Origin of the sequence: Marinomonas algarum, from assembly GCF_020532605.1 — a bacterium.
In the GTDB taxonomy this organism is placed as follows: Bacteria; Pseudomonadota; Gammaproteobacteria; order Pseudomonadales; family Marinomonadaceae; genus Marinomonas; species Marinomonas algarum.
Genome location: NZ_JAJATW010000003.1, coordinates 62,214 through 81,598 on the forward strand (window position 1 = coordinate 62,214; position 19,385 = coordinate 81,598).

Sequence of the window (19,385 nt, forward strand, 5' to 3'; positions counted from 1 at the left end):
CCGGCCTAGGATCAGTCCTGAGGCTTCATATGTGGAAACAATAAAACATCACGGATAGACGGCGCATCGGTGAACAACATCACCAAACGGTCGATACCGATACCTTCGCCCGCTGTTGGCGGCAAGCCGTATTCTAGGGCATTGATGTAATCCGCATCGTAATGCATGGCTTCGTCGTCACCGGCGTCTTTTTCTTCGACTTGACGCTTGAAACGTTCCGCTTGGTCTTCTGGATCATTTAACTCCGAGAAACCATTGGCAATTTCACGACCACCGACAAAGAATTCAAAACGGTCGGTAATAAAATCATTGTCGTCGTTACGACGTGCAAGCGGCGATACTTCCGCTGGGTATTCAGTAATAAAGGTCGGTTGATCAAGTTTGTGCTCAGCCGTTTCCTCAAAGATTTCTGTCCACAACTTGCCCAAGCCCCAAATCGGTTTCACATCGATTTTTAGGTTCTTAGCCACCACAGTGGCTTTTTCGATGGTACTAACATCGTCCGCGGTCAGTTCTGGGTTGTAATGCAAAATCGAATCCAACATGGTCATGCGAACAAACGGCGCGCCGAAGTCGTATTCTGAGCCTTGGTAAGTGACGGTTGTTGTACCCAATACCTTCTCAGCCACTTCACGCAACATGGCTTCGGTAAGATCCATCAAATCTTTGTAGTCGGCGTAGGCTTGGTAGAATTCGATCATGGTGAATTCTGGGTTATGGCGCGTCGACGTTCCTTCGTTACGGAAGTTACGGTTGATCTCAAACACACGTTCAAAACCACCCACCACCAAACGCTTCAAATAAAGCTCAGGCGCAATACGCAAGTACATGCTCATGTCCATGGCATTATGATGCGTGATAAAAGGACGCGCTGTTGCACCACCAGGGATGGTCTGCAACATAGGCGTTTCCACTTCCATAAAGCGACGATCTTCTAAGAAACGACGGATCGTAGAGATGATTTTTGAACGTACTTGAAAGGTCTCGCGAGACTCTTCGTTCACAATCAAATCCACATAACGCTGACGATAGCGCATTTCCATATCGGCCAAACCGTGATGTTTATCCGGTAAAGGACGCAAAGATTTGGTTAGCAATTGCGCTTCTTGCATATCAACGTACAAGTCGCCTTTCCCTGACTTATGCACAGGGCCTGTTACACCAATGATATCGCCTAGATCCCAAGTCTTTTGCTCAGCAAGTAACTCAGGGCTCAATACTTTACGGTTGATGTACGCTTGAATCTGACCCGTCATGTCCTGTAGCAACATAAACGCACCACGGTTACGTACAATACGTCCTGCGATACTGACCACATGATTCTTTTCTTCTAAAGCAGGCTTTTCAATCTCACCCAACTCGGTCTGAAGATCGGCGGCATACGCGTCTGGACGAAAGGTATTTGGAAAAGCATTACGCTCTGTGCGGATCGCCGCCAGCTTGTTGCGACGCTCTGCCACCAAACGATTATCATCGGTTTGTGCTGTGGATTCTGTATTTTTTTCGTTAGCCATGATTTGCTATCTACTCTTTTCAATATTCTTAGTGAGGAACGGTGCGTAACAGGTCTCATCAACCCTTGAAGGGACAGCTAAAGTCCCTGTTTTAAACTGGCAATAATAAATTGATCTAAATTGCCATCAAGCACCGCGCCCGTGTTTGAGGTTTCCACGCCCGTGCGTAAATCTTTAATGCGTGACGCATCCAATACATAAGAGCGAATCTGACTGCCCCAGCCGATATCAGACTTACTGTCTTCTACTGCTTGCGCGGCTTCTGTGCGTTTCAACATTTCAAATTCGTACAATTTGGCACGAAGTTGTTTCATGGCGAAGTCACGGTTAGCGTGTTGTGAACGCTGATTTTGACACTGCACCACAATACCCGTTGGCACGTGGGTAATACGAACCGCCGAGTCGGTGGTGTTAACGTGCTGACCACCCGCACCAGAAGAACGGTACGTATCGGTACGAATGTCCGCTGGGTTAATCTCGATGTCCACATTGTCGTCGATTTCAGGCGATACAAACACCGAAGCAAACGAGGTATGTCGACGGTTACCGGAGTCGAAAGGCGATTTACGCACTAGACGGTGCACGCCCGTTTCCGTACGCAACCAGCCAAAGGCGTATTCGCCTTCAAAACGAATAGTCGCCGATTTAATGCCTGCGACGTCTCCGGCCGACACTTCCATCAGTTCGACTTTAAAGCCTTTATCCTCGCCCCAACGCAAGTACATGCGCAGAAGGATATTGGCCCAATCTTGTGCTTCGGTACCGCCGGAGCCGGATTGAATATCTAGGAAGGCGCTGTTCTCGTCCATTTCATTGGAGAACATACGACGAAATTCCAGCTTCGCCAGTTGATCGTCTAACGCGTCCAACTCCAGTTGCACCGCCTCGACAGAATCAACATCATTCTCTTCAACCGCAATGTCCAACAACTCCTGAGCGTCGTTAACGCCAGACTCCATGTTGTCTAACGTCTCGACAATGGCTTCCAATGACGAGCGTTCGCGGCCTAATTTTTGTGCGTAGTCTGGGTCGTTCCAAATGGCTGGATCTTCCAGTTCGCGGCTGACTTCCTCTAAGCGTTCTTTCTTTGACTCATAGTCAAAGATACCCCCGTAGAGTGAGGGCGCGGGCAGAGAGGTCTTTTATCTTAGAAAGTATCGGGTTTATTTCCATATTGGCGTCAATTTGCTATAAACAGTGTGGATTAAGATGATTCGGAATTGTAACGAATTTACTCACAGCATAAAATGCCATTCGCTACCCAATGATGGAAAAACAGACCATTTTTTGTGGGCCTTGCTATCAAATGGAGTCAATATGGACAAACCAACCGTTACCGTCGCAATACTCGGACAAAGTTATAAAATTAATTGCCCCAAAGGGCACGAAGCTGACTTAAAAGAAGCCGCCGAGTATTTGAACAATCAAATGCGTGAGATCAAAGCCAGCGGAAAAATTGTTGGCCTTGAAAAAATTGCCGTGCTGGCGGCATTGAATATTACTCACGATATGCTATCAAACCAGAAATACGCTCGTGCTAATGAACAACAGTTGCGAGAACTGACCTCACAGCTTGATTCGGCTTTAACACATCAAACGAAGCTGGTTAATGAATAATCACCTGTGGCGTACTCTTTAAGCACATTTTTTGATTGCAAGCGGAGAACACGAATTTTCTTCATACACCGTCGCAAACAAGCCAGTCTAACGGGTGATTTACGTTATAAATTACTCTATACTGCCATCTGTTTCCTGGGTTGTTCGAAGCGGCTTAACGCCCTTGAGCCTATGAGTAATACCCCGGAACGAGCCTGCTGGTTTGGTGTGCATGTCCGTGCGTCGGAAAGCCTAAAGAATCACAGCTCTTTCCACCTTGAACCACTGGGTTCAAGGCCAATAGCCGAAACGGCAACTTGGGAAACACCTTTATGACTTCTCACCTTAATGCCAGACAAACCCTTCGTAGAAAATTACGTCAAGCCAGAAGAAGCCTTACGGCGCAGCAACAAGAAAACGCTGCTCACGCTTTATTGATAGACCTTCCCCAGCGTCTTGTCGCACTCAGCAAAACCTCCAACACCAGTATTCAGTCTGTACGAAAAGTGGCCTTGTATCTGTCAAACGACGGTGAAATCTCTCCGCACCTTTTGTGTGAGTATTTTTGGCAACAGGATATACAAACCTACTTACCTGTTATTAACGACAAACAGCTGACCTTTGCTCTGTATTCCAAAGACACACTCTGGCAAGAAAATAAATTTGGCATCAATGAGCCGCTTACTAACGACACTATTTCAGGCCATGAGCTAGACATGGTATTCCTGCCGCTCGTTGGCTTTGATCAACAAGGTGGGCGTTTAGGTATGGGAGGAGGATTTTATGATCGAACCTTTGCGAATAAAAAAGCCAACACACCTCCATTACTGATTGGCTTGGCCCATGAGTGCCAAGAGGTCAAACGCTTACCCATTGAGGGCTGGGATGTCCCTTTGCAGGCCATCCTCACCCCAAAACACATCATTTTCCCTTAAAAGACAAAACTGTAACCGGCGGAGAAATACGCACCACTGTTACCTTCATCATTTTCTGGTGCGTACGCCACATCAAAATCTAATCGACGATAAAAGGTTAAGCCGGCGGTGTAGTAGTTTAACTCGCTTCCGGCCAAATTCTTTCTCACACCAACCCGCATCCCGGGCAACACCCAATTACCACTGAAATACGACAAGGACACCACCGCCCATTGATATTCGTCGCCAAGTGGGTCAAGAATGGGGTTCGCATCATAAGACGCGGCTAAAGAAAAATGCTGATCCTTGCTTTTTAGCGCAGCATCTAAGGTAACTTGTGACTCCATTTTATAGGTTTCATTTAATTCAATTGCCCCCTTATTGGACAAGCGCAAGCGCGCCTCACAACTGCTCTGATCCGCGGTAGGCAAACCGGAACAATTCGATACCATGCTGTTATAATCGAACTCCGGCTCGTTGACATTCGCAATGGACGCACCCAGCTGATAATTGCGACCGGTTAAGATCACCCCCAAATCTAAAGAGACGTTCGATGACACCGACTCTCGACCTAAGAAAAAGTCACCATAGGAAACACTCGGATCTTCATCTTCCGTTAGCACAGTGACTTTTTGATCCAAAGAAAAACGATGGAAATTCAATCGTCCACCCACAATCAGTGCACTGCTGGTGCTACGGGAAACCATTTCACTGTACCCCAAACTGACACGGAAATCGGAAGCACGTTTTAGATACAGGGAAGTATCCGACTCAATATCAATATTGCTCGTGTCAACGCTGTTCAATCCCGAGGCCGTTGTTATCGCTTCTAAGTCCTCTACACCCGTCAATGTCAGTTCGTCAGCAATAATATCTGCTCGCCCTACCAGAGAAGCACCAGCGTCCAATGTGAAAACACCTCGTCGACGAGTTTTGTAAATGATCGGCATGAACGGTGCTTGCGCTGTGGTGGAAAATTTCACATAGGTGGTCTGACCGATGTCGGAAATAATAGTATCCGACTGATCTAAAGAACCATTGATGTCCGCTAACACTTCATCAATTTTTGCAACTGTAAAGGCGTCAGGGTCAGACGCAACAGCGGCCTGTGCTTTGATTGAATCAATGTTAATACGTTGCTCAAAGTCTTCATCAAATATGTCGTCCAACTCATCCAGCTTGTCGTTAATATCACCGACACCGCCGCCTTCCACACCTATTCCTACAGGGCCAATAAAGCCGACACGAAAGCCTTGTAGGTTGGCCATAAAATAAGACGATGCCGGATTTGCGCCTGCTGTGGATAACGCATGGCGATTTCCATAACTGCCAAGCACCGTACTAGAGCCAATCGGCTGGTAGATATAGGAGGATGCCATCACCGAGGAACTCAGCAGACCTACCCCAAAAATCGTCAAATATGTTTTCATTTTGCACTCATGCCTATTGGTTTCACGACGTTTTTTGTTCAGTATAAAATCAGACCACAAAAAAAGCCGAGAACCTAGTGCGTTGTCAGCTTTTGCGTTATTTCTTTTTGAACCGTCTTATAGGTTATTAGAAAGCGGTATCATAACCGATAGAGAAATAGCCGCTACGAGGTAACTCATCACCCTCTTCGTCTTCTACTGTGTCCAATGCCACAGCCAGATCAATGTTTAGACGCTTCAAGATGGTCAAACCAAATGTGGCGTAACTCAATTCCGTGCCTGCCATGTTTTGGCGCATACCCACGCGAATACCAGGAAGGAAGTGAGAATCACCGTAGTAAGAAAGAGACGTTGTAGCCCACTGGTACTCATCGCCAACAGCGTCTTGTACCGCGTTGGTGTCGTAAGACATACCAATAGTAAACTGTTTACCTTTAGTGGAAATCGCAAAATCTACCGTGCTTTGCATTTCCATCACGTATTTATCAGATGCATCCAACTTGCCTGCAGAAACCAAACTAGACGCATCATTACAGCTTTGCGTTCCACAAGTTTGATCGATAATCGCCCCATCAAATTCAGGCTCGTTGATATTGGCAATAGTTAAACCCGCTTGGTAGTTGTTTGATACCCACAAAACACCCAAATCCAAGCCAACGCCCGTACTGCTGACGGCGTCGTCAGAAATGGAATCAGAAATGGCATCGCCAGCATCTACATCATCATCCGACAAAGAAACTGAAGCTCGCCCCATGGAAATATCATGCAGATTGGCTTTCACCCCACCAATCAGCATGCCTTTTTCGTGTTCCCACATGGATTGGCTGTAACCAAAGCCAATTTGTAGGTCAGTGGCGGTTTGAGCGTAAAAAGAGCTTTTGGTTGTTAACCCATCGTTGGTACTGTTAACTTTAACATCACCTGCCAACAGACTTCCTTTAGCGACACCAGATAAGCTGGCATCAATCATGAAGGCACCACTGTTTTTAGTCTTGTAAATCACCGGCATAAAAGGAATTTGCATGCTGGCAGTGGTTTTGATGTAAGCGGTATCACCTATACCATCAAGTATTTCATTCGCTCTATTCAAAGCGGAGTTCGCTTCATTAAAGTCTGTATAAGTGGCATCTAAAAGATCTTCAACTTCTTCTACTTGGTCCCCCAAGTCACTCACGTCGCCCATTTCAACACCAATGCTCAGTGGCCCCAAGATGCCAAAGCGGAAGCTGTCATCCACCTCTTGATTAACCACGATAAAAGGCGCAGCAGGGTTTGCGAATGCCGTCGACAAAGCACGTTGGTTTGGCGCATTACTCAAGGTAAAGCTGGAACCTGTCGGTTGGTTAACCGGCATGGCGGCAAACAAAGCAGTGCTGAACAAACTGGTTGAAACCAAAACGAGCTTTTTCATGATCGTGTCCTTTTTAGGGCAAAGAGAGTAAATAAACAGCAATAAATCATCACAGAATAAATAATTGTATACGCATTATTTGCATATTTCATATATAGGACAGGAAAATAAGCCATTAACAACAGAAAAATCACAGAAACAGCGAAAAAATACCGTATTTAAAAGTAAAAAAGCGGTGAGACCTTTCATTAGTATTACCGCTTATAAACACGCATTATTACGCTGCTAGGGTGTTATTAATGGCAGTTGGTGACGGAGCTTTTCTAAATCCTCCGGTGTGTCTACCCCATGCGTTGGTAAGTCTTGCGTAATAGCCACCTGCACCTTGATGCCTTGATGCAAGAAACGCAGTTGCTCAAGTTTTTCCCAGCGCTCTAACGGCGACATAGGCAAATCGGCATAACGCGCCAATAAACTGGCTCGGTAAACATACAATCCCACATGGCGCAACGCAGGAAAATCACTCGGTAACACCCCTATTCTATGGGAGTCGTCATTAAAGCCATCACGATCCCATGGCATTGGAGAGCGGCTAAAATAAAGCGCTCGCTGATGGTCGTCGCACACCACCTTGACCACATTAGGGTTAAAGAAGTCGGCTTTATCCTCAATGGGACAAGCAATGGTCGCCATTTCCGCGTCTTGATCATTGTTCAATGCCAAAACGCCAGCGTGAATAAGCTCAACCGGCAAAAAGGGTTCATCACCTTGCACATTTACGACAATGTCACCCCCTTGCCAGCCCATTTTCTCTGCGACTTCTGCAAGACGCTCTGTACCATTTTCATGATCATCCCGTGTCATCACCACAGACGCACCGAACTCAATGGCGGCTGTTTGGATGGTGTTATGATCCGTTGCAATCGTGACGGACTGAGCGCCAGCCTTCAGTGCTAATTCGTACACCCATTGCAATACTGGCTTACCACCAAGGTCTGCCATCAATTTTTGTGGAAAACGTTGGGACGCGTATCGGGCAGGAATCACGATGTGAAAATTCGGTAATGATGTATTGCTTGTGCTCATTATTTTTCAAACTCCGGTTGTTGCGCAAGTTCATAGGCGCTTTCAAGAGACATGCGTGTCGCTAAAATCATGTCTGCCACTTCTCTTGCCACGCCTTCCCCTGCGGCCTTGCTGAGTACAATCGAACAGTGTCGTTTTACTAACACATGGGCATCCGCTGGGCATAAAGCCACACCAACCAGTGGCATCACCTGCAAATCAATCACATCATCGCCCACATAGGCCGCCTGGCTTGGGTCAATCCCCAAGCGCGCGACCAATTCCGCAAATGCCGCGGCTTTGTTATGACAACCTGGGTAAAAGTGTTCGACTTTTAAGTCTTTCATACGCTGGCGAAGTGGCGCAGAGTCTTTTGCGGTAATCACCGCCACACTCACGCCCCACCTAGGCAATAACTTCATTGCAACACCGTCTTTGACATTAAAGCGTTTGATGGTTTCACCCTGTTCGGTATAAAGCAGACGCCCATCCGTTAAAACGCCATCCACATCAAATACCACCAGCTTGAGGACTTTTAATGCATCAAGCCACTCAGGTGACTGGCTCAATACGGGATAGGAAGACAGAAAATCCGTGTCCATGCGTTATACACTCGTGTCCAGTTCATCGAACGTTTTGACCAAATCGTCAAGCTGTTTCATTTGTTGTAGAAACGGCGCTAATTTACCCAATGGCAAGGCACAAGGACCGTCGCATTTCGCACTGTCTGGGTCTGGATGAGTTTCCAGAAACAAGCTAGACAAGCCTAATGACATACCGGCACGAGCAAGCTCGGTAACTTGCGCACGACGGCCATCCGCCGAATCGGAACGTCCACCTGGACGCTGTAATGAATGAGTAACATCAAACATGACCGGGTAACCCATACGCTTCATTTCACCAAAGCCCAACATATCGACGACCAAGTTGTTGTAGCCCATCATGGTGCCACGTTCACACAACATCAAACGGCTGTTACCGGCTTCTTCGCACTTGGTCAGAATGTGTTTCATTTCGTGGGGCGCTAAAAACTGCGCTTTTTTGATGTTAATCACCGCGCCTGTTTGCGCCATCGCCACGACAAGGTCTGTTTGGCGAGACAAAAAAGCCGGTAATTGAATGACATCAGCCACTTCGGCGACCGGTGCACACTGATACACTTCATGCACATCGGTGATAACGGGAACATCAAAGGTGTCTTTGATTTCTTGAAGAATTTTTAGCCCTTCTTCCATGCCTGGCCCGCGGAAAGAGTTAATGGAAGAGCGATTGGCTTTATCAAAAGACCCCTTGAAAACATAAGGAATGCCCAAGGCTTGTGTCACCTTTACGTGTTCTTCTGCCACTTGCATGGCCAAATCTCGTGATTCCAAGACGTTAACGCCACTGAACAGCACAAAAGGTAAATGGTTGGCGACTTCTATGTGGTCACCAATTTTAATAATATTTGACATAACAACTTCCTGAATACGGTGATACCTGAATAAGGCGATGAATGTGAGCGCAACTTAACGATCGTAAATTTCTAAAATACCCGACACTTTTTGCTCATCATTGACGACCACCAGCAAGGTAATTTTATCGCGTAGCATCTGCTCTTCGGCTTGTACAATCATCACATTTTCGTTAATGGTTTTTGGGTTTGCTGTCATCAGACTCGCCATGGTCTTATGAATCATGCCTTCACTTTCTTTGAGCATGGCACGACGTAAATCACCATCGGTAAAAATGCCTTTTAAAACATCCCCCTCTTGCACTAATACCACCCCCATACGGCCGTGAGTCATCACAGAAATCGCATCTTTTAAGCAGGTATCGGGTGTACAGACAGGCAATTCGTCCTTATGCATTAAGTCTTTTACGCGCGTAAGAAGCTTACGCCCCAAACTGCCACCTGGGTGAAAACGGGCAAAATCTTGCGGTTGAAAATCACGACACTCCATCAACGCCACTGCTAAAGCATCGCCCATGGCGGTGGTCATGGTGGTGGAGGTAGTGGGGGCAAGATTGTTAGGGCACGTTTCTCGATCGACTGAAATGTCTAGCGCACAATCGCAGTGTTTCGCCAGTGTTGAGGACATATTCCCGACCAAGGCAATACTTGGATTACCAAAACTTTTTAGCGACGGTAATAAACGCATTAATTCTTCTGTTTCACCTGAATAGCTAATCAAAATAAGAGTGTCATCCGCTTGAATCATGCCTAAATCGCCATGAAAAGCTTCGCCTGGGTGTAAAAAGAAACTGGGGGTGCCGGTAGATGCCAAGGTCGCGGCAATTTTTTTACCAATCAGGCCCGATTTCCCCATACCGCAAATAATAGTTCGGCCTTTGCTCTCAAGAATCATTCGAACGGCTTGTGGAAAGCTATCACTCACTCGACTCGCGAGGTTCGTCAGCGCTTGAGCTTGAATGGATAAGGTGCGTTTTGCACTGTCGATAAGGGTATCGGAGGAAATGCTTGAATTACATGAGTCGCTCATAAAGCCTCTTTGCTCTGTGTCGTCAATCTAATGTTGGATGATTATACAGAGGTAAGTGTCACTCGCCTAACAAAGAGCATGGATTCCCACGATAGAATAATGATGAACAAAAAAAGCAACGCAAGAAACAGAGCCTTGCGTTGCTTTCGTTTTAACGGGTATTCAATTCAATAAAACAATCGCATGGATTATTTCAAGCAACTTAAGAATTGACCTTTTAGACTGTCTAAGAAAGCAAAGTAAGCGTTTTCATCAATCTTAATTTGGCTACCGATAGGGTCCAACACGCTACTCTTAACTTCTGTACCATCCAATAAAGTCTCTACAATGGCAGGGCTAAACTGTGGCTCACTGAAAACACACTGCACTTTATTTGCTTCAATATCACGGCGAATCTCAGCCACTTTTTTCGCGCCAGGTTTGCGCTCAGGGCTGACAGTGACTGCACCAGCGTTGTGAAGTCCGTAGTGACCTTCAAAGTAGCGGTAAGCATCGTGGAATACCACGTAAGGTACATCACTTACTTCATGTAAGGCTTGACGAATCTCAGCATCTTTAGCATGAAGCCCTTTTTCAAACTTCACGAAGTTGCCTTGATAATAAGCAGCATGATCAGCATCGAGCCACATCATTTTTTGTGTGACCGCTCTGGCTAGCACCAACGCATTGTCAGGTAACAACCACAAATGTGGGTCAATGCCCGTATGGCTGTGACCTTCATGACCATGGTCGTCGTGTTCTTCATGATCGTGCGCATCATGATCGTGACCTTCATGGTCATGATCGTCGTGTTCTTCGTGATCGTGTTCATCATGGTCGTGCCCTTCATGGCCATGATCGTCATGCTCTGCGTGATCGTGCGTATCATGGTCGTGACCTTCATGGCCATGATCATCGTGCTCGTCATGATCGTCGTAATTTTTCTTTTTCGAACGATCTTGCAGAATTACGCCATTTAATGCCATCCATTCGATGGAAGAGTCTTCTTTACCGGCGTTTTCTAATGGTTTTTCAAGAAAGTGCTCTAACGACTCACCGACCCAAACAACGGTATCAGCATTATGGATTTTCTTAATATCAGAAGGACGTAAGGCAAAATCATGGGGAGAAGCGGTACTAGACACGATTTGCTGAATCTCTGCTCGATCGCCCGCGATAGCAGACACAATCATAGAAACAGGTTTGATACTGGTGGCGATGACAGGTTTTGCCAAAGCCAAAGGAGAAAGTGCGGTGACACCCAATGCAAAAACGAGCTTATTCATTAATCTATACCGTGTGTTTGATGTTATAACGTAACAGTACGATAGAAGAAAAGCAGATTCAAGGTCTTTGCTCTAAATCCCTTAATTTGGTTAGGTCAAAGTAAGATGCTCAGGCTGAATGGCTCTCACCATCAGGCCAGCCCGCTGCCCTATAGGCAACTGAGTATTGGGAAACACAATCGCATCGCCCGTTTGCTGCACCTGATATTGGCTTTTTGACGATGAGGCTAAAGTGTACCCCGACTCAAAGGCCGTGAAGTTTTTCACATCAGAGGCAATGTGCAACCTATAGTCATGGTCGTCTTTTATTAGACTGTCCAATACCGTAAAAAATCGTAGCGATGATAAAGGCGCATGCGCTTGTTGTCCGGTTTCAATTAGACGAATCAAGGAGTCTTTCAATTTAGAAAATCGGGACAAATCGTTTTTACCAAAGGGGTATACTTTTCCTAACTCAATGGTGAATGCGTGAGCTTGATGCACCTTATAACTGTGGTAAGAAAACGTCGTGGTTGGCTGATGAGAAAATAACACCGCCTCAATGCCACACGCTGCCAAAAAGCTCAGTTGCGCTTGGTCATAAACGGCTTTTTCAACAAAAGGATGCACTGCAAATTTCTCATACTCTGAGCCGCGAATCGCTGTGTGTAAATCATAGTGCAGTTTAATGGGTGTGGATTGAATCACGCTGGGGGCATAAAAATTGCTCACGGCTTTTTCCAAACGGGCGGCACGACTGGCCTCTACACCCTCACTGTGTTGCCAAGCACCGTCAAACAAGCGGTTTAAATTCACGTCAAAAAAACGCTTTGCCTGGTTTGCTGCAAGGGGGTGGCCAATCACGATCAATAGACGCACAGTTAACCGCATCTGACCATTTAGAATCGCCATAACAAGCTGATTCACTAACTCAATGGGGCCGGTTTCATTGCCATGAATGCCTACCGACAAAACAAGGTGTATGTCGCTCGACGCAGTGGGCTCAAGACGTAATATCCCCGTGTCCTCAACAACGCCGCAACCGCTTGGAAAGGAGACGGTAAAAGGTGATAAACTCTCTTGATTGGCTAATGTCAGCGCCAAGAAGTCATTGTTTGGAATCCGCATCATATTACCCAAAAAGTCAGATATTGGTCTCCATGATACGTTTTTTTGACACTGAGTAAGCACGCCTCAACCTTAATGAATGAAATACAAAAAAACAGGTCGCTTTCGCAATAGTTTTTCCGCTTATCTTCAGCATTACTACCTGCTTATCTTCACTATTACGCCCTATACAGCAATTTCCTCCAATAAGACTCAGTCTGGCTAAAATGTAACCCGTAAAACGCTTTTCTTTCGCGACAAATGCCGATACCCTTTCTTCTTTACTAGATTTACTATCAGGTTGAATATTTTATGCTAGCAAATGACGAAGTCATTATCTTGGTCGATAAGAACAACAAGATAATTGGCGATGTACCGCGACGCTTAATGAATTTTGGCAAGGATTACCATCGCGTCACCTACATCTTGGTGTTCAACCGCAACGGAAATCTGATCATCCAAAAACGCACCGATAACAAAGCTTTTTGCCCAGGTTACTACGGCATCACCACAGGCGGTGTGGTTGAAAAAGGCGAATCCTACATAGAATCGGCACACCGAGAACTGCAAGAAGAACTGGGCTTTGACGCGCCGCTTGAAAGCCAAGGGGTCTTCATGACCGAAGGCGACGGCTTTCGTATCTGGGGTAAAATCTATACTTGTCATTATGACGAAGCCATTCATGGCGAACTGCTTCTACAACCCAAAGAAGTGGCGTCTGTACATGAAATGACCATAGATTATGTGCTGTCCAACCCAGACCAACTGCACTTTACCCCTGACTCCATTTGCGCTTTAGAGCATTATGCCAAACGCTTAACGCAACCCCAGCCTGATGATCCGTTATAGTCTTTGCCTGCTGTTTTTGTGTTTGTCATGGCCAGTGCTCAGCCAAGAGCGCTGGCAAACAGACGAATACATTCAAAACAGTTTCGTCAAAATCGCGCTCGAACGGGAATACAAAGAAACTCAATTTCCAAAACTGATTCGTTGGAACAAGCCTATCCGGCTGTTTTTTGAAAGTGATAGCGGCGATGCCCTGTTACAAAAAGAGCTACTCAGCGTTCATGCCCAGCACCTTGCGTCTATTACCGGCCTGTCGATTGATTTTACTTCCGACCCTAAGAAAGCCAATATCTTTGTCGTCTTTACCCACTACGACAACCTAGAACAGAAAGTTCAACAGTACATAGGTGACCCTGAAAGCATTCGTGCCGCTCTCGATGAAGCCATCTGTTTAGGCAACTTTCGTCGCAATGGTCGCTACGAAATCACCAGAGGAAGCATTATTATTCCAGTCGATTATGCGCGTAGTAAAGGACGCTTCCTAGATTGCATCGTCGAAGAAATCACCCAATTAATGGGCCTACCAAACGACTCAAACGAGGTGTTTCCTTCTGTTTTCAACGACGTGAGCATTGATACCTACTTAAGCCCGTTGGATTATTTGTTATTGAAAGCGCTGTATTCGCGTTATTTAACGCCCGGCATGGACGTAAAACAAACCAAAGCGGCTTTCCCCAACGTACTTAAACAATTACACGCAACACAAGACATTGAAAAGGCGATTGAAAGAGTACAAAGGTACAGCTTAAAAACCTACCTAGGCGATTAGTTCCTAACAGAAAGTCTATATTTTACAGTAGGATAAATAGGGAAAAACAAAGCCTGCCATAGATCAATGTTATTCGCCTTTTCAGTCTGCTTCTCATAAACTAAACTTATTCACTCTGCCTTTCCTGAGTAACTTAGGTAAAATGCGCCCCACTGAAATTCACATCGGAGAGTCCTAATGTTTCCTGAGCTAAAAAATGACCGCTTTTTGCGCGCATTACTCAAACAGCCTGTTGATACCACCCCTGTATGGATGATGAGACAGGCAGGACGCTACTTGCCAGAGTACCGTGCAAGCCGCGCCACCGCAGGAGACTTTTTAAGCCTTTGCAAAAATGATGCGTTTGCTTGTGAAGTCACGTTACAGCCACTCAAACGCTATGACTTAGACGCGGCGATTTTATTTTCCGACATATTAACCATTCCCGATGCAATGGGACTGGGGCTGTATTTTGAAACGGGCGAAGGCCCAAAATTCAAGCACACAGTACGTAACCAAGCCGATGTCGACGCCATTCCCGTCATCAGTGCTAACGACCTTGATTACGTCATGAAGGCCGTCACCACTATTCGTCACGCACTCAATGGCGACGTGCCACTGATTGGCTTCTCTGGTAGCCCTTGGACGTTAGCCACCTACATGGTCGAAGGCGGTTCAAGTAAAGACTTTCGTCATATCAAAGCCATGATGTATCAGTCTCCGGAAACCTTGCACGCCTTGTTGGATAAACTCGCTCAATCGGTGACCGCCTACCTAAACGGTCAGATATTGGCTGGCGCACAAGCGTTACAAATTTTTGATACTTGGGGCGGGGTATTAAGTGGCCCTATGTATCAGCAGTTCTCTTTGATGTACATGAAGCAAATCCTCGACGGCTTAATTCGTGAACACGAAGGTAGAAAAATCCCTGTTATCTTATTCACGAAAAATGGCGGCCAATGGCTGGAAAATATGGCCGCAACAGGGCCTGATGCACTGGGCCTTGATTGGACAACAGACATTGCTGAAGCGCGTGCTCGCGTTGGCGACAACGTTGCTTTACAAGGCAATATTGACCCTTGTGTGTTGTACGCAGGCAAAGAGGTCATTGAGCGCGAAGTGGAAAACGTGTTATCGGGCTTTGGTCATGGCACCGGTCATGTATTCAACCTAGGTCATGGTATCCATCAATTTGTAAATCCGGATCATCCAAAATACTTGATCGACGCAGTACACGAATTGGGGCAAAAGTACCACGAGACCCAATTTGATGATCTCGATGAATTGAATGGCCTGTAGCCTCTTTGTCAATAGAGTGGTATTTTTACATTAAATAACACTTAATTGGTATGGAGAGAAAAGATGAAATTAATTACGGCCATTGTTAAGCCCTTTAAATTAGACGAAGTGCGTGAAGCCCTTTCTGAAATTGGCATTAGCGGCATTACCGTTACAGAAGTAAAAGGGTTCGGTCGTCAACGAGGTCACACTGAGTTATACCGTGGCGCTGAATACGTTGTGGACTTTTTGCCTAAAGTGAAGCTTGAATTAGCCGTTGAAACGGACCAAGTAGAACGCGCTATTGAAGCCATTCAGAGCAGTGCCAATACCGGCAAAATTGGTGATGGTAAGATTTTTGTGACGGCTATTGAGCAAATCATCCGTATTCGTACCGGTGAAACAGGCGCTGAAGCCATTTAAAGACGGCTTGTCACCCAGCGTTAAACAAGTCCAGTCAAAAAAAAGAGGTCAAGGTTTATTCCTTGACCTCTTTTTTTATACGCTTGTGACACAGCGCTTACTCACTTAGAGAGGTTCACCCCTCAAACAGTGCTTCATCCCTTATCAGGCACCTTGATCGACAAGGTACCTAGGTAACGGTTTTGTCGTAATTCAATTTGTCGGAAAATCGCAATAATCACAATGCTAATCACCAAATAGATTCCCCCTGCTGCCAGAAAAATCTCCATCGGCGTGTAGGTTCTAGCAATGATGGTTCTCGACATGCCCGTCAAATCTAAAATCGTAATGGTACTCGCTAACGCACTGCCCTTTAACATCAAGATGATCTCATTACCGTACGCAGGCAACACAATACCAAAGGCACGGGGTAATAAGACACGACGGTACATTTGAAATTTTGTCATGCCGATGACTTTACAGGCTTCAACTTCCCCTTGAGGAATCGCCTGAATCGCGCCACGAAAAATCTCGGCCGTGTAAGCGGAAGTATTCAAAGTAAAAGCAATAATGGCACACCAAAAGGGCTCTTTTAATATGGGCCATAACACGCTTTCCCGTACAGCATCGAACTGCGACGCACCGTAGTACACCAGAAAGATTTGCACCAAAAGTGGCGTACCACGAAAAAAGAAGATATAGGCAAATGGGATGGCTTTAATCCAACCCACAGGTGAAATTCTAGCCAAGGCGATGGGTAAAGCAAAAATACCACCCAGCACAATTGAAATAGCAACCAACTGCAAACTGACCCAAGCCCCTTCTAATAACTTGGGGAAATACTCAACAACGACTGAAAAATCCATACATTATCCCCTAGTTAAACCACGGCTAGCGCGTTTTTCCATATAAGAAACGAACGCCATTGAGATAATGGTTAACGCCAAATACATAAAGGCCGCCACTAAATAAAACAAAAACGCCTCTTTGGTGCTGCTCACCGCAATATTGGCCTTGCGCATAATGTCATCCAACCCAACAACCGATACCAACGCGGTGTCTTTAAGCAAGACTAAAAACAAATTCCCTAGCCCGGGCAGAGCAATCCGCCATACCTGCGGCAAAATAATACGATAAAACTTTCGGACAGGCCCCATACCTAAAGCAATAGCGGCTTCATGCTGCCCTTTAGGAATAGACTGCAATGCACCACGGAAAACTTCCGTCGCGTAAGCGCCAAACGTTAACCCCAATGCCGTCACACCGGCGGCAAAAGCCCCCACTTCGATGTATTCATCGTAGCCAAACAAGCCTGCAATCGACATTAAGACGCTGGTCGCGCCAAAATAAATAATCAAGACGGTTAACAATTCTGGAATACCACGAATAATCGTTGTATAGCCATGAGCAATCCATCGAAAAACCTTTACGGAGGACAATTTGGCCGATGCACCTAATAGTCCCAAAATCAAACCGACAAACAGTGACGACAGCGCTAGCTCTAAAGTGACAACCGCACCTTGTAGCAGCTGATCACCGAATCCATGAAGATCAATCATAGTGTTTTCTCAGAGTAAGCTTAAAGTCAGTTTCTCGATGACAACACCGAGAAACTTGTAGAAACAATGACCGATAAATCAGCGTTCGTTACGCCGATTTATCGTCAGATTGGCTTAGTAGATAGAGAACGGGAAGTACTTAGCATTGATTTTTTGGTAAGTACCGTTAGCCAGGATTTCAGCTAAGGCTTTGTTCAATTTGTCTTCTAACTTCTTATCGCCTTTACGGATCGCAATGGCAATGTTGTCTGTTTTCATGAAGGCATCACCTTTGAATTCAAACTTGTCACCGTCTTCAGAGGTTTTTAACCAGTTATAAGTCGGCAGTTCATCAGACAATACGATGTCTAAGCGACCAGACACAAGATCCAGGTACACGTTGTCTTGGTTGTCATAGAATTTTAGATCTGCTTTGCCTTCGAAGTTGTCCTCTAGATACTGAGCACCCAGTGTGGCACGTTGTGCACCAATGGTTTTGCCTTCAAGATCCGTTAGGTCAAATTTTTCTCCTGTACGGCCCATAAAACGCAACCCGCCAGAGTAATATTTGTTTGTGAAATCAACCACTTTTAGGCGATCTTCAGTGATCGACATGGACGCAATAATGGCATCAAATTTACGTACTTTTAGGCCTGGAATAAGACCGTCCCAATCCTGAGTCACGATTTCACAGTCAGAAGCCATCTTGGCACACAAAGCGCGCGCGATATCGACGTCAAAGCCCTGTGGATTACCGGCTGAGTCAATAAAGTTAAATGGCGCCCAAGCCCCTTCTGTTGCGAAACGAACCTTGTCTGCCGCTTGAGCCGTGACTGTGGACAAAGCCGCTGTTAACAACAGAGCCGACCCTAGTGCAAGTTTTTTTAATTTCATTGTTTTCCCCTTGGTATATTTGCTCATTTTCTGATTTTTGCTTTTATACACTTTCTAAACACATCCCTGTTATACACCTTCTTACATCCATTGTTTTCAAAAATTGCTTTTACGGACACCGATAAGGATGCCGTTACCTTTAAAACACACTGGATATAAACGCCTTACAACGCTCTGATTTGGGTGCGCCAAAGACTTGATCGGGTGTGCCCTTTTCCTCTACTACGCCTTGATGCAAAAACACGACTTCACTGGACACTTCTCGGGCAAAATTCATTTCATGGGTGACGATCAACATGGTGCGCCCTTCTTCAGCAAGGTTGCGCATCACACCCAGCACTTCCCCCACCAACTCTGGATCTAAAGCTGAAGTGGGCTCATCAAACAAGATAACTTGCGGGTCCATCGCCAGTGTTCGAGCAATGGCAACACGTTGCTGTTGTCCGCCCGATAACTGATTCGGGTACATGTCTTTTTTCTCAGCGATCCCCACCTTGCGCAGCAAATGTTCCGCGTACTCTGCGACTTCATGCTTAGGACGCTTCAATACATGGAGCGGTCCTTCCATGACATTCTGTAAAATGGTCATGTGTGGCCATAAGTTGAAGCTTTGAAACACAAAGCCTATCTGCTGTCGCATTTGCGTTAACTGCTTCATATTACTGGCCACTAAATCTGTCTCACCCTTAATCAGATCCAGCTTATTACCATTGAAGACTATGTCACCGCGGGTTGGGTTTTCCAGTAAATTCACACAACGCAGAAACGTACTTTTGCCTGAACCACTGGAACCAAGAATGGAAATAACGTCACCATCGTAGGCTTTTAGGGAAATCCCCTTTAACACTTCGACATCACCAAATGTTTTGTGAATATCGATAAGTTCTAACGCTGGGGCTTTCGACATGCTTTCCACCTTTTCTATTTGAATCACGATTATTATTGAATGGCATACACCTAAGAGTATCAATGAAA

General features: G+C 45.8%; 20 protein-coding genes and 1 other RNA gene. 7 read left to right on the top strand and 14 right to left on the bottom strand.

The annotated features are described in order from the left end of the window. Window positions 1-11: 11 nt before the first annotated feature. Together lysS and prfB are read right to left on the bottom strand one after the other, a co-directional pair. Window positions 12-1,514, bottom strand: coding sequence for a lysine--tRNA ligase (gene lysS, locus LG368_RS03300; RefSeq protein ID WP_226753306.1), 1,503 nt, complete (start codon window positions 1,512-1,514; stop codon window positions 12-14). A gap of 77 nt (window positions 1,515-1,591) precedes the next feature. Continuing rightward, window positions 1,592-2,687 (bottom strand): peptide chain release factor 2 gene (gene prfB, locus LG368_RS03305; protein ID WP_226753307.1). Its coding sequence is split into 2 segments (ribosomal slippage): window positions 1,592-2,614 and window positions 2,616-2,687, totalling 1,095 coding nucleotides; the frame shifts between segments, so codons are not numbered across the junction. A 144-nt stretch (window positions 2,688-2,831) separates the two neighbouring features. On the opposite strand from prfB, the gene LG368_RS03310 reads away from it, so the two are divergent. The 3 genes from LG368_RS03310 (at window position 2,832) to LG368_RS03320 (ending at window position 4,045) form a co-directional block, all read left to right on the top strand. After that, on the top strand, window positions 2,832-3,131 hold the full coding sequence (locus LG368_RS03310; RefSeq protein WP_226753308.1) for a cell division protein ZapA: 300 nt from the start codon (window positions 2,832-2,834) through the stop codon (window positions 3,129-3,131). Between the two features lie 129 nt (window positions 3,132-3,260). After that, window positions 3,261-3,438, top strand: a non-coding RNA gene (ssrS, locus tag LG368_RS03315) — 6S RNA. Between the two features lie 4 nt (window positions 3,439-3,442). Continuing rightward, window positions 3,443-4,045: a 5-formyltetrahydrofolate cyclo-ligase gene (locus LG368_RS03320; RefSeq protein ID WP_226753309.1), complete on the top strand. Its 603-nt coding sequence runs from the start codon at window positions 3,443-3,445 to the stop codon at window positions 4,043-4,045. Here the strand turns inward: LG368_RS03320 and traF (LG368_RS03325) are convergent. The 8 genes from traF (LG368_RS03325) to astE form a co-directional block, all read right to left on the bottom strand. Further along, window positions 4,042-5,454 carry a conjugal transfer protein TraF gene (gene traF, locus LG368_RS03325; protein WP_226753310.1) on the bottom strand — a complete coding sequence of 471 codons (1,413 nt, stop codon included), beginning with the start codon at window positions 5,452-5,454 and terminating at the stop codon, window positions 4,042-4,044. The two genes, LG368_RS03320 and traF (LG368_RS03325), sit on opposite strands and share 4 nt — an antisense overlap. Before the next feature lie 127 nt (window positions 5,455-5,581). After that, complete coding sequence (gene traF, locus LG368_RS03330) at window positions 5,582-6,865, bottom strand: conjugal transfer protein TraF (protein WP_226753311.1); 1,284 nt, start codon at window positions 6,863-6,865, stop codon at window positions 5,582-5,584. A gap of 225 nt (window positions 6,866-7,090) precedes the next feature. After that, a complete protein-coding gene (gene kdsB / locus LG368_RS03335; RefSeq protein ID WP_226753312.1) occupies window positions 7,091-7,891 on the bottom strand; it encodes a 3-deoxy-manno-octulosonate cytidylyltransferase in 801 nt (266 codons plus the stop codon). Further along, entirely contained in the window at window positions 7,891-8,472 is a 582-nt protein-coding gene (locus LG368_RS03340; RefSeq protein WP_226753313.1) for a KdsC family phosphatase, read from the bottom strand. Before LG368_RS03340 ends, kdsB begins: the two co-directional genes overlap by 1 nt. A gap of 3 nt (window positions 8,473-8,475) precedes the next feature. Beyond that, window positions 8,476-9,324: a 3-deoxy-8-phosphooctulonate synthase gene (kdsA, locus tag LG368_RS03345; protein WP_226753314.1), complete on the bottom strand. Its 849-nt coding sequence runs from the start codon at window positions 9,322-9,324 to the stop codon at window positions 8,476-8,478. A 54-nt stretch (window positions 9,325-9,378) separates the two neighbouring features. Further along, the gene (locus LG368_RS03350) at window positions 9,379-10,353 is read right to left on the bottom strand and encodes a KpsF/GutQ family sugar-phosphate isomerase (RefSeq protein ID WP_226753315.1); all 975 of its coding nucleotides are present in this window, start codon (window positions 10,351-10,353) and stop codon (window positions 9,379-9,381) included. A 188-nt stretch (window positions 10,354-10,541) separates the two neighbouring features. Beyond that, complete coding sequence (locus LG368_RS03355) at window positions 10,542-11,618, bottom strand: zinc ABC transporter substrate-binding protein (RefSeq protein WP_226753316.1); 1,077 nt, start codon at window positions 11,616-11,618, stop codon at window positions 10,542-10,544. A 90-nt stretch (window positions 11,619-11,708) separates the two neighbouring features. Further along, window positions 11,709-12,728 (bottom strand): succinylglutamate desuccinylase, encoded by a 1,020-nt coding sequence (astE, locus tag LG368_RS03360; protein ID WP_226753317.1) that lies wholly within the window; start codon window positions 12,726-12,728, stop codon window positions 11,709-11,711. A gap of 288 nt (window positions 12,729-13,016) precedes the next feature. Between astE and LG368_RS03365 the strand changes: the two genes are divergently transcribed. The 4 genes from LG368_RS03365 (at window position 13,017) to LG368_RS03380 (ending at window position 15,999) form a co-directional block, all read left to right on the top strand. Beyond that, entirely contained in the window at window positions 13,017-13,553 is a 537-nt protein-coding gene (locus tag LG368_RS03365; RefSeq protein ID WP_226753318.1) for an NUDIX hydrolase, read from the top strand. Continuing rightward, window positions 13,540-14,319 (top strand): DUF2927 domain-containing protein, encoded by a 780-nt coding sequence (locus tag LG368_RS03370; protein ID WP_226753319.1) that lies wholly within the window; start codon window positions 13,540-13,542, stop codon window positions 14,317-14,319. Before LG368_RS03365 ends, LG368_RS03370 begins: the two co-directional genes overlap by 14 nt. Before the next feature lie 177 nt (window positions 14,320-14,496). Then, window positions 14,497-15,597 (top strand): uroporphyrinogen decarboxylase, encoded by a 1,101-nt coding sequence (hemE, locus tag LG368_RS03375; RefSeq protein WP_226753320.1) that lies wholly within the window; start codon window positions 14,497-14,499, stop codon window positions 15,595-15,597. Between the two features lie 63 nt (window positions 15,598-15,660). Then, window positions 15,661-15,999 (top strand): P-II family nitrogen regulator, encoded by a 339-nt coding sequence (locus tag LG368_RS03380; RefSeq protein ID WP_226753321.1) that lies wholly within the window; start codon window positions 15,661-15,663, stop codon window positions 15,997-15,999. A gap of 134 nt (window positions 16,000-16,133) precedes the next feature. On the opposite strand, the gene LG368_RS03385 is transcribed toward LG368_RS03380, so the two are convergent. The 4 genes from LG368_RS03385 to LG368_RS03400 form a co-directional block, all read right to left on the bottom strand. Beyond that, window positions 16,134-16,844, bottom strand: coding sequence for an ABC transporter permease (locus LG368_RS03385; RefSeq protein ID WP_226753322.1), 711 nt, complete (start codon window positions 16,842-16,844; stop codon window positions 16,134-16,136). A gap of 3 nt (window positions 16,845-16,847) precedes the next feature. Beyond that, window positions 16,848-17,537, bottom strand: coding sequence for an ABC transporter permease (locus tag LG368_RS03390; protein WP_226753323.1), 690 nt, complete (start codon window positions 17,535-17,537; stop codon window positions 16,848-16,850). Between the two features lie 114 nt (window positions 17,538-17,651). After that, window positions 17,652-18,410 (bottom strand): transporter substrate-binding domain-containing protein, encoded by a 759-nt coding sequence (locus LG368_RS03395; RefSeq protein ID WP_226753324.1) that lies wholly within the window; start codon window positions 18,408-18,410, stop codon window positions 17,652-17,654. 139 nt (window positions 18,411-18,549) lie between these two features. Next, the gene (locus tag LG368_RS03400) at window positions 18,550-19,317 is read right to left on the bottom strand and encodes an ABC transporter ATP-binding protein (protein WP_226753325.1); all 768 of its coding nucleotides are present in this window, start codon (window positions 19,315-19,317) and stop codon (window positions 18,550-18,552) included. Window positions 19,318-19,385: the final 68 nt, after the last annotated feature.